This window comes from Paraburkholderia sp. EG287B, assembly GCF_040965595.1.
Taxonomy (GTDB): domain Bacteria; phylum Pseudomonadota; class Gammaproteobacteria; order Burkholderiales; family Burkholderiaceae; genus Paraburkholderia.
The window spans coordinates 367,959-382,842 of record NZ_JBFRCG010000005.1 but is presented as its reverse complement, the minus strand read 5'-3'; the positions used below and the strand labels follow the sequence as shown (position 1 = coordinate 382,842).

Sequence of the window (14,884 nt, the reverse complement as noted above, 5' to 3'; positions counted from 1 at the left end):
GCATCCGGCCGCGCCGTGGCGGTCGAGCCCGCGCTCCAAGCGCCACCCGCCGGGCCCAGGCTATCGCGCCGATGAGGAAGCTTCATCGAGCGGCGAGCGCCCCCCGCCTTTATAATTGCGGGCTGATGCCCAACTACATGCGTGAGCCCCGCCGCAACGCCGGGCGGCCCGACCGGGCACCCCCGGCGGGCGCCCGAATTTACGCGCCACGCAGCGTCTTTCTACGGAATTCGATCATGTCTGCAACCAAACACGCGAAAGTCCTGATTCTCGGTTCCGGCCCCGCCGGCTACACGGCCGCCGTCTATGCGGCGCGCGCGAACCTTTCGCCGCTGCTCGTCACGGGTCTCGCCCAGGGCGGCCAGCTCATGACGACGACCGACGTCGAAAACTGGCCCGCAGACCCGAACGGCGTGCAAGGCCCCGAGCTGATGCAGCGTTTCCTCGAGCACGCCGAGCGCTTCAACACGGAAATCGTGTTCGATCACATCCATACGGCCAAGCTCAACGAAAAGCCCATCCGCCTGATCGGCGATTCGGCTGAGTACACCTGCGATTCGCTCATCATCGCGACCGGCGCGTCGGCGCAATACCTCGGCCTGCCGAGCGAAGAGCTGTACATGGGCCGCGGCGTCTCGGCCTGCGCGACCTGCGACGGCTTCTTCTACCGCAACCAGCACGTCGCCGTGATCGGCGGCGGCAACACGGCCGTCGAAGAAGCGCTCTACCTCTCGGGCATCGCGAAGAAGGTCACGGTCATTCACCGCCGCGACAAGTTCCGCGCCGAGCCGATCCTGATCGACCGCCTGCTGGAGAAGGAAAAGGAAGGCGTGGTCGAGATCAAGTGGGACCACGTGCTCGACGAAGTGAAGGGCAATGAAGGCGGCGTGAACGGCCTGCGCATCAAGAACGTGAAGACGGGCGAGACCACCGAGCTCGACCTGCAGGGCCTGTTCGTCGCGATCGGCCACAAGCCGAACACGGACATCTTCGAAGGCCAGCTCGAGATGAAGAACGGCTACATCATCACGAACGGCGGCCTGAACGGCAACGCCACGGGCACGAGCGTGCCGGGCGTGTTCGCGGCCGGCGACGTGCAGGATCACGTCTATCGCCAGGCGATCACGAGCGCGGGTACGGGCTGTATGGCCGCACTCGACGCGCAGCGCTACCTCGAGACCGTCAACGAATTGGGCCAGGCGCACGTGATGAGCGCCGAAGCCGAGCGCTAAGCCGGGCGAGCGCAGCTTTACCCAGCGTTTTTCGCCATGCCCAAGAACGTGCCCCACCCGGGCGAGCCGAGGCGCCCCGCCCCGACTCGCCCTGATCCGGCGCCCACGCCTGCTCCCGCGGCGGACGAAGCCACGCCCGCCAAGACGGCTTCCGGCTTCGCCGGCCTCGGCAGCCTGCGCGACGCGCTCAAGGTGCAAACCCGCCAGCGCGAGCGCGAACGCGTGGCCGCGCAGGCTGCGCGTGTCGAAGCCGCCGCCGACAGCGACCTGTTTCGCCGCGAGATCGGCCAGATCGCGCCGCTCAAGCAGCCTGTGCGCGCGCAGCCGCGCCGTGCAGCCCCCGTGCCGCTGCCGCTGCAAACGCGGCTCGACGAGCAGGCCGTGCTGCACGAAGCGATCTCCGACGAATTCGACCCGGAAGCGTTGCTCGACACCGACGACTCGCTGTACTACCACCGCCCCGGCGTGAGCGAAGAAGTCGTCAAGAAGCTGCGGCGCGGCACGTGGATCGTGCAGGCGCAACTCGACCTGCACGGCATGCGCCGCGAGGAAGCGCGCGAGGCGCTGCAGAACTTCATCCGTGAAGCGGGCAAGCGCGGACTGCGCTGCGTGCGCGTGATCCACGGCAAGGGCCTCGGTTCCGTCGGCAAGGAGCCGGTGCTCAAGGGCAAGGTCCGCGCGTGGCTCGTGCAGAAGGAAGAAGTCATCGCGTTCTGCCAGGCGCGGCCGCACGACGGCGGCGCGGGCGCCGTACTCGTGCTGTTGCAGCCGCACCCGGTCGGGCACGCGCAGCATCATTCCCACGCGCCCTGACCGAACCGGTCGTCGGCGTGTCGACATGAAAAAACCCCGTTGCTGCCTGCGCAGCGAACGGGGTTTTTTATTGCGCCGGGCAAACCGGCACACGGCGATCAGGCGAGGCGCTCTTCCGTCTTCGGGTCGAACAGCACGGCCTTCGAAACGTCGAACAGCAGATCCATGTTGTTGAGCGGCTGCGGATTCGCGCCCGGGTGCACGCGGCTCACGATGCGCTTGCCGTTGACCTGCGCGAACACGAGCGTGTCCGGACCGGTCGGCTCGATCACGTCGACCTTCACCGAGTGGCGCTGCAGTTCGTGGCCGTGGCCGTCGTGCGAGCTGCGCGCGTCGGTGATGCGCTCCGGGCGCAGGCCCAGCACCACTTCCTGGCCGATCTGGCCGCGCAGCTTGTTCGCTTCGAACGGCAGGTTCAGCACGCTGCGCGCCACGCCCGTGTCGAGCTCGATGCCGATGCCCGAGCCCTGCTCCACCAGCTTGCCGTTGATGAAGTTCATCGGCGGCGCGCCGATGAAGCCCGCCACGAACAGGTTCGACGGCGAGTCGTAGATCTCCTGCGGTGCGCCGAACTGCTGCACGATGCCGTCCTTCATGACCGCGATGCGGTCGCCGAGCGTCATGGCCTCGATCTGGTCGTGCGTCACGTAGACGATGGTCGTGCCTACGCGCTGATGCAGCAGCTTGATTTCCGAGCGCATCTCGATACGCAGCTTCGCGTCGAGGTTCGAGAGCGGCTCGTCGAACAGGAACATGACCGGATCGCGCGCGAGCGCACGGCCCATGGCGACGCGCTGGCGCTGGCCGCCCGACAGCTGGCCCGGCTTGCGGTCGAGCAGGTGCTCGATCTGCAGCAGCTTCGACACGCGGCCGACGATCTCCGTCTGCTGGTTCTTCGGCACCTTGCGGATGTTCAGGCCGAACGAGATGTTCTCGCGCACCGTCATCGACGGATAGAGCGCGTACGACTGGAACACCATTGCGATGTCGCGATCCTTCGGCGAGAGGTTGTTCACCGTCTTGCCGTCGATCTGGATCTCGCCCTTGGTCACGGTTTCGAGACCCGCGATCATGTTGAGCAGCGTCGACTTACCGCAACCCGAACCACCGACCAGAATCAGGAACTGGCCGTCTTCGATGTCGATGTTCACGCCCTTGAGGACGGGAACCCCGTTCGGGTAGGTCTTGTAGACGTCGCGAATGGAAAGGCTTGCCATGATGCTATGAATCCTTTTAATCGAATGCGGGTTTAACCCTTCACCGCGCCCGCCGTGAGACCGCGCACGAAGTAGCGGCCGGCGATCACGTAGACGAGCAGCGTGGGCAGCGCGGCGATGATCGCGCCGGCCATGTCGACGTTGTATTCCTTCACGCCCGTGGACGTGTTCACGAGATTGTTCAGCGCCACCGTGATCGGCATCGAATCGACGCCCGAGAACACGATACCGAACAGGAAGTCATTCCAGATCTGCGTGAATTGCCAGATCAGGCACACCATGAAGATGGGCAGCGAGATCGGCAGCATGATGCGCGTGAAGATCATGAAGAAACCGGCGCCGTCGATGCGCGCGGCCTTCACGAGTTCTGCGGGCACGCTCACGTAGAAGTTGCGGAAGAACATCGTGGTGAACGCAATGCCGTACACGACGTGCACCAGCACCAGACCGCCGATCGTGTTCGACAGGCCGAGGAAGCCTTCGAGACGCGCCATCGGCAGCAGGATGGCCTGGAACGGGATGAAGCAGCCCACCAGCAGCATCGTGAAGAGCGCGTCCGCGCCGCGAAAACGCCAGTGCGTGAGCACGTAGCCGTTGAACGCGCCGATGATCGACGAGATCAGCACGGCCGGAATCACCATCTTCACCGAGTTCATGAAGAACGGCTGCATGCCGTCACAGCGCACGCCGGTACAGGCTTCGCTCCACGCCTTGATCCACGGCGCGAAGGTCGGGCTCGTCGGCAGCGAGAGCATGGTGCCCGTGTGAATCTGGTCGAGCGACTTGAACGACGTCGACAGCATCACGTAGAGCGGGAACAGGAAGTACACCGCGAACAGGATCAGCGCCGCATAGATGACCACGCGGCTCACGTTCATCTTAGGCTGCATTGCGCGTGCTCCTCGATTCCAGATACATGAGCGGCACGAGCACGGCCACGACGGTGGCGAGCATCATCATCGACGACGCTGCGCCGACGCCGAGCTGCCCGCGGTTGAACGAAAACGTGTACATGAAGATGGCCGGCAGCGACGACGACGTGCCCGGACCACCGGCCGTCAAGGCGACGACGAGGTCGAACGTCTTGATCGTGATGTGGCACAGGATCAGCAGCACGGAGAAGAACACCGGACGCATGCTCGGAATCACGATCTTGCGATAGATCGTGGGCAGCGTCGCGCCGTCCACCTGGGCCGCCTTGAAGATCTCGCTGTCGACACCGCGCAGGCCGGCCAGGAACAGCGCCATGCAAAAGCCCGTGGACTGCCACACCGCGGCGACCACGATACAGAAAATGGCCTTGTCCGGGTCGTTGAGCCAGTCGATGTGAAAGCTCGTCCAGCCGATGCTGTGCATCACCTGCTGAATGCCGAGGTCCGGATTGAAGATCCACTGCCATGCCGTGCCCGTCACGATGTACGAGAGCGCCATCGGATAGAGGAACACCGCGCGCAGCGCGCCTTCCTGACGAATCTGCTGGTCGAGCAGGATCGCGAGGAACAGCCCGAGCGCGACGCAGATCGCGATGAACGGGATGCCGAACCATCCGAGGTTCTGCGCCGACGTCCACCAGACGTCGTTGGAGAACAGCTCGCGATAGCGGTCGAGACCCGCGAATTCATAGCGCGGCATCAGTCGCGAGGTCGAGAGCGACAGATACCCGGTAATGAGAATGAAGCCGTAGACGAATACGAGGCTGATCAGAATGCTGGGCGAAAGCACCAGCTTCGGGATCCAGCGGTCTGCGAGCGCCGCCATGGGCGACGCGCGGCGGGTAGCAGGCGTGGCCGCCTTGCCGTTGCCGCTAAGAGAAGCAGTCACTGCGCAACTCCTGGTACGGTGCGAAAACCGCTTTCGCACGATGATGGGGTTCAGAGGGTGAACCGTCATGCCCGGGGCGCGCCACGAATGGCGCCCCCCGTCTTACAGCACTAACCTCCGCTCACTTCGTCTTCGCAGCCTTCGCGAGCGCTTCCACCGCGCTCTTCGAATCCTGGGTCGAGTTCATGAACTTCGTCACGACGTCGGTGATTGCACCGGCCGTTGCGTCAGGCTGAGCCATGCCGTGAGCAAGCGACGGCACATAGCCGCCGGCCTTGATCGCGATCTGCTCATCCGCGTACGACTTCTTCGCGCATGCGTCGAACTTGCTCATGTCCACGCCGAGACGGACCGGAATCGAACCCTTGTACAGGCTGAACTGCTCCTGGAAGCCCGGGCTCATGATCGTCTTCGCGAGCGCGAGCTGGCCAGGCGTTGCTTCCTTCTGGCCCTTCTGCTGGAAGAACACGAACGAGTCGACGTTAAAAGTGTAGGCCTTTGCCGTGCCCGGCACTGCTGCGCAAACGTAGTCCGTATCCGGCTGCTTGTTCGCGTTCGCGAACTCGCCCTTGGCCCAGTCGCCCATGAACTGCATGCCGGCCTTGCCGTTGATGACCATGGCCGTGGCGAGGTTCCAGTCGCGGCCCGTGCGGCCGTTATCCATGTACGACTCGATCTTGCGGACCGTGTCGAACACGCCGACCATCTGCTGCGACGTGAGGGTCTTCTGGTCGAGGTCGACGAGTGCCTTCTTGTAGAAGTCCGCGCCCTGCGAGAGGACCACGTCTTCCCACAGCGTCAGGTCCTGCCACGGCTGGCCGCCAGCGGCGACCGGCTGGATGCCTGCAGCCTTCATCTTGTCGGCCAGCGCGAAGAATTCCGGCCACGTGGTCGGCGCCTTGCCGCCCACCTTGTCGAGCGCTGCCTTGTTGATCCACACCCAGTTCACGCGGTGCACCGAGAACGGCGCGGCCACGTAGTGGCCGTCGGCGTGCATGATCTTGTCGATCTGCGGCGGCAGATTGGCCTTCCAGTCGCCGGCGACGGAGTCGACGTTCACCAGCACGCCCTGCTCAGCCCATTCCTGGATCAGCGGACCCTTGATCTGGGCGGCCGTCGGTGCGTTGCCCGAGATCACCTGGGTCTTCAGTGCGGTCATGGCCGCCGCGCCCGCGCCACCGGCGACCGCGAAGTCCTTCCACACATAGCCCTGCTTCGTCATGTCGTCCTTGAGCACGCCGACGGCCTTCGACTCGCCGCCCGAAGTCCACCAGTGCAGCACTTCGAGGGACTCGGCCGCTTGCGCCGTGGCGACGCCACCCAACAGACCTGCTGCGCACAGGGCGCCCATGATCGCGCGGAATTTCATTGCTTATCTCCTCCAGACACCTGAACAAAAAACGATTGGCCCCTGATCGCCAGGGTGCGGTGGTTGGTCAAACAGGCAAAACAGGCAAAACACTGGACGGACGGGCGCCGGAGTGCCGCGCGCGCGTGCTTTTCATTAGATGCGCGCGGGCCGCGTGCCGGTTACCGGCCGCAGGACGCTCAAGAGATGAGTGGTTCGGAATGCAACTTGACTGTCTCCTCTTTTGATTTTCGCCGGCCACCCGGCCGGCCGAGGCGCCGCTTGCGTCACGCGGCCTTGAAGCCTCCGCACGGCGGGGAACCGGGCGCACGGCTCACTGGCAAGCCGGGCTGAGTCCCGCGTGGTTCTCCGTTAACATGAGGGGGCATTCCGTCCGCTCGCGAAACCGCGCAAACCGCCTTGCTGGCTGCGTTCCACGCTTTTTTCATCGAATGAACGTTACCTCTTGATTTGGATTGTAGTTAAACTACAATTCAGTGTCAAAAAAAATTTTATCGGACTACGGCCGCTCGATCGCCCACACAGACGGGCACCCGTTGTACCCTGCAGCGGCCCCCCAGGACTCTGATTGAGACTCATGCAAACCCAGATCGATTCAGGTTTCACGTTCGTGCTCTTCGGCGCCACCGGCGACCTGTCGATGCGCAAGATCCTCCCCGCCCTGTATGAAGCGCACCGTTCAGGCATGCTCGCGGAGTCCGGCAAGATCGTGGGCGTCGCGCGCCACGAAGAGGATCGCGCGGCGTATATCGGGTGGGTCGACGAGCACGTCAAGCCGCATGTGAAGAAGAACGGCGGCTACGACGACAACGCGTGGGCCAGCTTCCTCGAGCGCATCGTCTACGTGAAGCTCGACCTCTCGCGCGCCGAGGACTTTACTCACTTGCGCGACGGCATCGCGTCGCTGCCCGGCATTCGCGTGTTCTATCTGGCGACGGGCCCGTCGCTGTTCGTGCCGATCTGCCGCGCGCTCGCCGCCGTGGGTCTGAACGAAAACTCGCGCATCGTGCTGGAAAAGCCGCTCGGCTACGACCTCAAGTCGTCCAACGCGATCAACGACGCCGTGGGCGAGATCTTCGCCGAAGGCCAGATCTACCGGATCGACCACTATCTCGGCAAGGAGCCGGTGCAGAACCTGCTCGCGCTGCGTTTCGGCAACGCGCTGTTCGAGCCGCTGTGGCGCCGCGAATGGGTCGAGAGCATCCAGATCACGATTGCCGAAGAACTGGGCGTCGAAGCGCGCGGCGACTTTTATGACAACACTGGCGCGCTGCGCGACATGGTGCAAAATCACCTGTTGCAGCTGCTTTCGATCGTCGCCATGGAGCCGCCGCATTCGATGGATTCGGATTCGGTGCGTGACGAAAAGCTTCGCGTGCTGCGCGCGCTCAAGCCGATCAATCCGCTCGACATCAGCAAGGTCGCCGTGCGCGGTCAGTACCATGCGGGCGTGATCCGCGGCCAGGCGGTGCCGGGCTATGCGACCGAGCAAGGCGTGAAGCCCGAGAGCCATACGGAAACCTTCGTCGCGCTCAAGGTGGAGATCGAGAACTGGCGCTGGGCGGGCGTGCCCTTCTTCCTGCGCACCGGCAAGCGTCTTGCCGACCGCGTGGCCGAGATCGTCGTGAACTTCCGCCCGGTGCCGCATTCGGCGCTCGGCGCGCCGGCGCTGCGCCCCGGCGCGAACCGCCTCGTGATCCGCCTGCAGCCGAACGAGAACATCCGCCTCTACTGCCTCGCGAAGCAGCCCGGCGAAGGCATGAATCTCGCGAGCGTGCATCTGGATCTCGCGTTCGACCAGTTCTTCCGCGAAGGCCAGATGGAGGCCTACCAGCGCCTGCTGCTCGACGTGATCAACGGGCGCCTTGCGCTGTTCGTGCGGCGCGACGAGCAGGAAGCGGCGTGGACGTGGGTCGAGCCGATCCTCAACGAGTGGGCGGCGACGCCGCGCGCGCCCAAGCCGTACGCGGCCGGCACATGGGGACCGGCGGCTGCCAGCGCGATGCTCGCGCAGCACGGCACCTGCTGGCTCGAAGAAGAGAATTGATGGGATTGCATGGCGGCGCGCACCGCGAGCGCGACGCCGGACCGGACAGATGAACTACCCCGTAGACCTACAAAAAAGCAGCATGGAGGAGAAGTGATCGAGCTTCACGTATTCGACGACCCGCGCGTCCAATCCGACGCGCTGGCGCGAGCCGTGGGCGACGCGCTACATGCGTCGCTCGCCGCTCAGCAGGCGGCGCCCGGTACTGCCGCGCGCCGTGCAACGCTCGCCGTCTCCGGCGGCACGAGCCCGCGCCCCTTCCTCGAGGCCCTTTCGACGCACCGTTTCGACTGGGCACACATCGACGTCACGCTCGTCGACGACCGCTGGGTGCCGGACACCGACTCCGCGAGCAACGCGCGCCTCGCGCGCGAGACGCTGCTCACGCACGAAGCGGCGCACGCGCGCTTCCTGCCGCTCGTCGACGTGGCGCAGGATCTCGACGCACATGTTGCCGCGCTCAACGCCGACCCAACCCGCAAGCTGCCGAACGTCGCCGTGCTCGGCATGGGCGAGGACGGCCACACGGCCTCGATTTTCGCCGACGCCCCCGAATGGCACGAAGCCATCACCACGGCGCGCCCGTTCGTGGCCGTGCATCCGCAGGCAGCGCCCCACGCGCGCGTCTCGTGGTCGATGCAGGCGCTGCGCCAGGTCGACCGGCTGTTCCTGCTGATCGCGGGGCAGCGCAAGCTCGAAGTGCTGCAACAGGCCGCCGCGGCCGAACAAAACAACGCCATCTCGAAGCTGGCGAACGACAAGGGAGTGAGACTCGATGTCTACTGGTGCGCCTAATAAAAACGCCCCTGGCGCAGGCCAGCACGCCGACGGTCCGAGGCTGCTCGCCGACATCGGCGGAACCAACGCGCGCTTCGCGCTGGAAACGCGTCCGGGCGAAATCGGCCAGGTGCGCGTGTACCCGTGCGCGCAGTATCCCGGCGTCGCGGAAGTGATCCAGCAATACCTGAAGGACAACAAGATCGGCCGCGTGAATCACGCGGCCATCGCGATTGCGAATCCGGTCGACGGCGACCAGGTGCGCATGACCAATCACGACTGGACCTTCTCGATCGAAGCGACGCGCCGCTCGCTCGGCTTCGACACGCTGCTGGTCGTCAACGACTTCACCGCGCTCGCCATGGCGCTGCCCGGCCTGACCGACTCGCAGCGCGTCCAGGTGGGCGGCGGCCAGCGCCGCCAGAACAGCGTGATCGGCCTGCTCGGGCCGGGCACGGGTCTCGGCGTCTCGGGCCTGATTCCCGCCGACGACCGCTGGATCGCGCTCGGCAGCGAAGGCGGCCACGCGAGCTTCTCGCCGCAGGACGAGCGCGAAGACGTCGTGCTGCAGTTCGCGCGCAAGAAGTGGCCGCATGTCTCGTTCGAGCGCGTGTGCGCGGGGCCCGGCCTCGAGCTGATCTATCGCGCGCTCGCCGCGCGCGACAAGAAGAAGCTGCCCGCCGAACTCGGCACGGCCGAAGTCGTGCAGCGCGCGCATGACGGCGAGGCGCTCGCGATGGAAACCGTCGAATGCTTCTGCGGCATTCTCGGCAGCTTCGCGGGAAACATCGCGATGACGCTCGGCTCGCTCGGCGGCATCTATATCGGCGGCGGCGTGGTGCCGCGTCTCGGCGACCTCTTCACGCGCTCGTCGTTCCGCCAGCGCTTCGAGGCGAAGGGCCGTTTCGACACCTATCTCTCGAACGTGCCCACCTACGTGATCACGGCCGAGTATCCGGCGTTTCTCGGCGTGTCGGCGATTCTCGCGGAGCAGCTGTCCAATCGCGCGGGCGGCGGCTCGTCGGCCGTGTTCGAACGCATTCGCCAGATGCGCGACGCGCTCACGCCCGCCGAGCGCCGCGTGGCCGACCTCGCGCTCAACCATCCGCGCTCGATCATCAACGATCCGATCGTCGATATCGCGCGCAAGGCCGACGTGAGCCAGCCCACGGTGATCCGCTTCTGCCGCTCGCTGGGCTGCCAGGGCCTCTCGGACTTCAAGCTCAAGCTCGCCACGGGCCTCACGGGCACGATTCCGGTGAGCCACAGCCAGGTGCATCTGGGCGACACCGCCACCGACTTCGGCGCGAAGGTGCTCGACAACACCGTCTCGGCCATCCTGCAGTTGCGCGAGCACCTGAACTTCGAGCAGGTCGAGAATGCGATCACGCTGCTCAACGGCGCGCGCCGCATCGAGTTCTATGGGCTCGGCAACTCGCACATCGTCGCGCAGGACGCGCACTACAAGTTCTTCCGCTTCGGCATCCCGACCATCGCCTATGGCGACCTGTACATGCAGGCCGCTTCCGCCGCGCTGCTCGGCAAGGGCGACGTGATCGTGGCCGTGTCGAAGTCGGGCCGCGCGCCGGAACTGCTGCGCGTGCTCGACGTCGCCATGCAGGCGGGCGCGAAGGTGATCGCGATCACGTCGAGCAACACGCCGCTCGCCAAGCGCGCGACCGTGGCGCTCGAAACCGATCACATCGAGATGCGCGAATCGCAGCTTTCGATGATCTCGCGCATCCTGCATCTGCTGATGATCGACATCCTCGCGGTGGGCGTCGCGATTCGCCGTGCTTCGCCCGATGCGGACCTGGGCAACGCCGTCGAAAAGGCGCGCGAGCATGCCGACGACGACGCATCGGCCGTGCTCGACTGGCTTAGCCACGGTGCGTCGCCCACGGCGCGCGACTGATATCGGCTCATTCGAGCGATAAAAAAATGGGACGCCTCGGCGTCCCATATTTATTTCGTGCGAAGGATCGACTTATCGATGTATCGCTCACGGCGTTGCCGTTCGCACCGCGTCCGGCGCCGGCGTGCCGTGCCACTTCACGACGAGCGCGCGCCCCACCCACGTCATCAGCCCGCACACGCCGATAGTCACGCCCATGCCGAACGGCGAGATGCCCGGGAACCAGCCGACCACGGCGCTCGCGAGCGCGCCGAGCGCGAGCTGCGTCGCGCCGAATACGGCCGCCGCCGCGCCCGCGTTCTTCGGATAGCGGTACATGAGATCGGTCGCGCAGTTCGCGCCGAGCAACCCCACCACGCTAACCACGAAGAACAGGCCAAACACGATCGACCACAGGCCGCCCCAGCCCGTCACGCACATGAGCGCGACGAAGAGCGACGCGACGATGCTCACACCCGAAGCGATCGACACCATGCGAAGGGTGCCGAACCGCCCGATGAAGCGCGTGTTGAGAAAGTTGCCGAGCATGATGCCGAACACGTTCGCGCCGAAGAAGAACCCGTAGTGCTGCGGCGAGACGTGGAAGTACTCGATATAGACGAACGGCGTGGCCGAGATATAGGTGAACATCGCGGCGAACGCCATGCCGCCGCAGAGCATGTGCCCCCACACGAGCGGATCGCGCAGCAGACGCCCATACGCCGCGAACGAGCGCAGCACGGCGGCACTTTCGCGCTTTTCCGGTGGCCAGGTTTCCGGTACGCGCAGGTAGGCCGCCACGGCGCAGGCGAGGCCGAACAGCGTGAGCGCGACGAACACCACGCGCCAGCCGCCGATCAGCAGCAACTGTCCGCCGATGAGCGGTGCGAGCAGCGGCCCGATCGCCGTGACGATCGCGACCATCGAGAGGACTTTGGCGGCGTCCGATGGCTCGTGGGCGTCGCGCGCGATGGCCCGCGAGAGCACCGAGGCCGCGCCCGCGCCGAGCGCCTGCAGAAAGCGCACGACCACGAGCTCGCCCACGGAGAACGAGAGCCAGCAGGCAATGCTGGCAATCGTGAAGAGCGCGATGCCGCCGAGCAGCACGGGGCGGCGGCCATAGGCGTCGGAAACCGGGCCGTAGAGCAGCATGCCGATCGAAAAGCCGGCCATGAAGCTCGTGAGCGTCGAGGCCGCAGCGGCGGCGCTCACGCCGAACGACTGCGCGATGGCGGGCAGGCTCGGCAGATACATGTCGGTGGCGAGCGGGCCACAGGCGGCGAGTGCGCCCAGCAACAGGATCAGCCGGCCATCGGGCCGGCGGCGCGGGGAATGGGACATGGTGTGTGTGGCGGCGAAACACGCGCGGCTCGCGCGGTCTCGATGTCAGGGGCCGAGTCATCCGTCGCTGCAGGAGCGGACGAAAGCGGACAAAAACAGCAACGCGGTGTCGCCGAATTGTACCTGACGCCCCTTGCCCGCCATGCCCGGCCTCACATGGGGCGTCGGCGCGGCTTTGCGCTAAGCTGCCCGCTTTCGCTCAACTTCAATTTGCCGCGTTGCCTACATGACCGCCTTCCTGCTCATCTGGAGCCCCAAGAAGTGGCCCTGGCCTGAACTGCCCGACTTCGCGCGCCGTGTGCGCGCCGGGGAAGCCGTCGCCGACACGTGGGGATGCGGCTTCGCGCGCGGCATCCTGCCGGGCGACCGGGTGTTCCTGCACCGCGTGGCTGCCGAGCCGCGCGGGCTGTTCGGTTCCGGCTACGTCACGCGGGCGCCCTACGAGGTGCCCGACGCCGCGTACAAGCGCGGCTACCGGCTGTGCATCGACTTCGTCTACGACTGGCTCGTCGATGCGGGCGAGGAAGTGGTCGTCGCGCGCGACGCGTTGCGCGTGCACCCGTTTTCGATCCAGACCTGGGACGCGCAGAGTTCGGGCACCGTCATCAAGCCGGCGGCCGAAGGCGCGCTGGAAAAGCGCTGGGCGGAGCTGACCGGGCGGCGGCCCATGCCGGCCCCGGCCGTCGCGGCCATGCAGGCATGGCACGACGACCTGCGCGACACGGCGCCGCACCTCGCGCCGCCAGCCCGCAAACGCCGGCAGTAGCAGGCAGGAAGGGGCCGCAAGCGCGCCGAATCCGGGCGAGCCGGGGACCGCCCGGCCGCCCCGGGGCGCCGGCCCGATCCGCGCGACTCCGGTACAATTTCGGGAGAACAGCCCCATCGCCCGCGCCCCTGCGGCGCCGCATGGGTCCGTACGCCGGCCCGTTTCGTCAGCGCCGCGCGCCACACCACTTTCGCAGGTCTAGCACTCATGTCCAACACCCAGTCCAGCACGCAGAACCGCAACGAAGCCCTCTTCGAACGCGCCCAGCGCACCATTCCGGGGGGCGTGAATTCGCCCGTGCGCGCGTTCCGCTCGGTCGGCGGCACGCCGCGCTTCATCGAGCGTGCGCAAGGGCCGTACTTCTGGGACGCCGAAGGCAAGCGCTATATCGACTACATCGGCTCGTGGGGCCCGATGATCGTCGGCCACGTGCATCCGGAAGTGCTCGACGCCGTGCAGCGCGTGCTCGCGAATGGCTTCTCGTTTGGCGCGCCCACCGAGGCCGAGATCGAGATCGCCGAGGAAATCTGCAAGATCGTTCCGTCGATGGAGCAGGTGCGCATGGTGTCGAGCGGCACCGAGGCGACCATGAGCGCGCTGCGTCTCGCGCGCGGCTTCACGAAGCGCGACCGCATCGTGAAGTTCGAAGGCTGCTACCACGGCCACGCCGACAGCCTGCTCGTGAAGGCCGGCTCGGGCCTGCTCACGTTCGGCAACCCGACCTCGGCGGGCGTGCCGGTGGACATCGCGAAGCACACCACGGTGCTCGAATACAACAACGTCGCGGCGCTCGAAGAAGCGTTCAAGGCGTTCGGCGACGAGATCGCCGCCGTGATCGTCGAACCGGTCGCGGGCAACATGAACCTCGTGAAGGCCACGCCCGAGTTCATCGGCGCATTGCGCAGCCTGACGGCGAAGCACGGCAGCGTGCTGATCTTCGACGAAGTGATGTGCGGCTTCCGCGTCGGCCTGCGCGGCGCGCAGGCGCTCTACGGCGTCGAGGCGGACATGGTGTGCCTCGGCAAGGTGATCGGCGGCGGCATGCCGGCGGCGGCCTTCGGCGGCCGTCGCGAGATCATGGATCACCTCGCGCCCAACGGCTCGGTCTATCAGGCAGGCACGCTCTCGGGCAACCCGATCGCGGTCGCGGCGGGCCTGAAGACGCTGCAGCTCATCCAGGCGCCCGGCTTCTACGAGCAGCTCACCGCGAAGACCGAACGTCTCGCGAAGGGGCTGTCGGCCGCGGCACGCGAAACGAACGTGCCGTTCGTGGCCGATTCGGTGGGCGGCATGTTCGGCCTCTATTTCGCGGACAAGGTGCCGGGCAGCTTCGCCGAGGTCACGAAGAGCGATATCGCGCGCTTCAACCGCTTCTTCCACCGCATGCTGGACGCGGGCGTCTACTTCGCGCCTTCGGCCTACGAGGCCGGTTTCGTCTCGAGCGCCCACGACGACGCGATCCTCGACGAAACGATCGCCGCGGCGCGCAGCGCATTCGCAGCGGAAGCCGCGGCTGAAAACGTCACGCAATAAGCCATCACGCCAACGACCGCCGGCGCGGCGCGCGCCTCACCGGCCCCCCTCTGACCGCCGCCCGGGAGAAAGCC

At 66.2% G+C, this 14,884-nt stretch carries 12 protein-coding genes; 7 read left to right on the top strand and 5 right to left on the bottom strand.

Annotation, left to right across the window (positions count from 1 at the left end; translation table 11 throughout):
* Positions 1-236: 236 nt before the first annotated feature.
* Positions 237-1,232, top strand: a complete 996-nt coding sequence (gene trxB / locus AB4Y40_RS11300) for a thioredoxin-disulfide reductase (protein ID WP_368687727.1) — start codon at positions 237-239, stop codon at positions 1,230-1,232.
* Between the two features lie 36 nt (positions 1,233-1,268).
* The gene (locus AB4Y40_RS11295) at positions 1,269-2,045 is read left to right on the top strand and encodes a Smr/MutS family protein (RefSeq protein WP_368687726.1); all 777 of its coding nucleotides are present in this window, start codon (positions 1,269-1,271) and stop codon (positions 2,043-2,045) included.
* 98 nt (positions 2,046-2,143) lie between these two features.
* Here the strand turns inward: AB4Y40_RS11295 and AB4Y40_RS11290 are convergent, their stop codons facing one another.
* The 4 genes from AB4Y40_RS11290 to AB4Y40_RS11275 all read right to left on the bottom strand — a co-directional run bounded on the left by AB4Y40_RS11290 (position 2,144) and on the right by AB4Y40_RS11275 (position 6,452).
* A complete protein-coding gene (locus AB4Y40_RS11290) occupies positions 2,144-3,262 on the bottom strand; it encodes an ABC transporter ATP-binding protein (RefSeq protein WP_368687725.1) in 1,119 nt (372 codons plus the stop codon).
* A gap of 32 nt (positions 3,263-3,294) precedes the next feature.
* Positions 3,295-4,152: a carbohydrate ABC transporter permease gene (locus AB4Y40_RS11285; RefSeq protein ID WP_368687724.1), complete on the bottom strand. Its 858-nt coding sequence runs from the start codon at positions 4,150-4,152 to the stop codon at positions 3,295-3,297.
* Positions 4,142-5,083 carry a carbohydrate ABC transporter permease gene (locus tag AB4Y40_RS11280; protein ID WP_368687723.1) on the bottom strand — a complete coding sequence of 314 codons (942 nt, stop codon included), beginning with the start codon at positions 5,081-5,083 and terminating at the stop codon, positions 4,142-4,144. The genes AB4Y40_RS11285 and AB4Y40_RS11280 overlap by 11 nt, the downstream gene beginning before the upstream one ends.
* 121 nt (positions 5,084-5,204) lie before the next feature.
* A complete protein-coding gene (locus tag AB4Y40_RS11275) occupies positions 5,205-6,452 on the bottom strand; it encodes an ABC transporter substrate-binding protein (protein WP_368687722.1) in 1,248 nt (415 codons plus the stop codon).
* A 577-nt stretch (positions 6,453-7,029) separates the two neighbouring features.
* Here AB4Y40_RS11275 and zwf point away from each other — a divergent pair.
* From zwf to AB4Y40_RS11260, 3 genes are all read left to right on the top strand, one after another.
* Complete coding sequence (gene zwf / locus AB4Y40_RS11270; protein ID WP_368687721.1) at positions 7,030-8,499, top strand: glucose-6-phosphate dehydrogenase; 1,470 nt, start codon at positions 7,030-7,032, stop codon at positions 8,497-8,499.
* Positions 8,500-8,592: 93 nt separating this feature from the next.
* Positions 8,593-9,294, top strand: a complete 702-nt coding sequence (pgl, locus tag AB4Y40_RS11265) for a 6-phosphogluconolactonase (RefSeq protein WP_368687720.1) — start codon at positions 8,593-8,595, stop codon at positions 9,292-9,294.
* Positions 9,275-11,191: a bifunctional transcriptional regulator/glucokinase gene (locus AB4Y40_RS11260; protein WP_368687719.1), complete on the top strand. Its 1,917-nt coding sequence runs from the start codon at positions 9,275-9,277 to the stop codon at positions 11,189-11,191. The genes pgl and AB4Y40_RS11260 overlap by 20 nt, the downstream gene beginning before the upstream one ends.
* Before the next feature lie 87 nt (positions 11,192-11,278).
* Here the strand turns inward: AB4Y40_RS11260 and AB4Y40_RS11255 are convergent, their stop codons facing one another.
* Positions 11,279-12,511: a Bcr/CflA family multidrug efflux MFS transporter gene (locus AB4Y40_RS11255; RefSeq protein WP_368687718.1), complete on the bottom strand. Its 1,233-nt coding sequence runs from the start codon at positions 12,509-12,511 to the stop codon at positions 11,279-11,281.
* 226 nt (positions 12,512-12,737) lie between these two features.
* Here AB4Y40_RS11255 and AB4Y40_RS11250 point away from each other — a divergent pair, with 226 nt between their 5' ends.
* Together AB4Y40_RS11250 and hemL are read left to right on the top strand one after the other, a co-directional pair.
* The gene (locus AB4Y40_RS11250) at positions 12,738-13,277 is read left to right on the top strand and encodes a hypothetical protein (protein WP_368687717.1); all 540 of its coding nucleotides are present in this window, start codon (positions 12,738-12,740) and stop codon (positions 13,275-13,277) included.
* Between the two features lie 207 nt (positions 13,278-13,484).
* Complete coding sequence (gene hemL / locus AB4Y40_RS11245) at positions 13,485-14,810, top strand: glutamate-1-semialdehyde 2,1-aminomutase (protein WP_368687716.1); 1,326 nt, start codon at positions 13,485-13,487, stop codon at positions 14,808-14,810.
* Positions 14,811-14,884 lie beyond the last annotated feature (74 nt).

Coding starts and splice junctions, on each gene's coding strand:
- AB4Y40_RS11250 (WP_368687717.1), top strand. CDS start 12,738: ATGACCGCCTTCCTGCTCATCTGGAGCCCCAAGAAGTGGCCCTGGCCT.
- AB4Y40_RS11295 (WP_368687726.1), top strand. CDS start 1,269: ATGCCCAAGAACGTGCCCCACCCGGGCGAGCCGAGGCGCCCCGCCCCG.
- zwf (WP_368687721.1), top strand. CDS start 7,030: ATGCAAACCCAGATCGATTCAGGTTTCACGTTCGTGCTCTTCGGCGCC.
- trxB (WP_368687727.1), top strand. CDS start 237: ATGTCTGCAACCAAACACGCGAAAGTCCTGATTCTCGGTTCCGGCCCC.
- hemL (WP_368687716.1), top strand. CDS start 13,485: ATGTCCAACACCCAGTCCAGCACGCAGAACCGCAACGAAGCCCTCTTC.
- AB4Y40_RS11275 (WP_368687722.1), bottom strand. CDS start 6,452: ATGAAATTCCGCGCGATCATGGGCGCCCTGTGCGCAGCAGGTCTGTTG.
- AB4Y40_RS11255 (WP_368687718.1), bottom strand. CDS start 12,511: ATGTCCCATTCCCCGCGCCGCCGGCCCGATGGCCGGCTGATCCTGTTG.
- AB4Y40_RS11285 (WP_368687724.1), bottom strand. CDS start 4,152: ATGCAGCCTAAGATGAACGTGAGCCGCGTGGTCATCTATGCGGCGCTG.
- AB4Y40_RS11260 (WP_368687719.1), top strand. CDS start 9,275: ATGTCTACTGGTGCGCCTAATAAAAACGCCCCTGGCGCAGGCCAGCAC.
- AB4Y40_RS11290 (WP_368687725.1), bottom strand. CDS start 3,262: ATGGCAAGCCTTTCCATTCGCGACGTCTACAAGACCTACCCGAACGGG.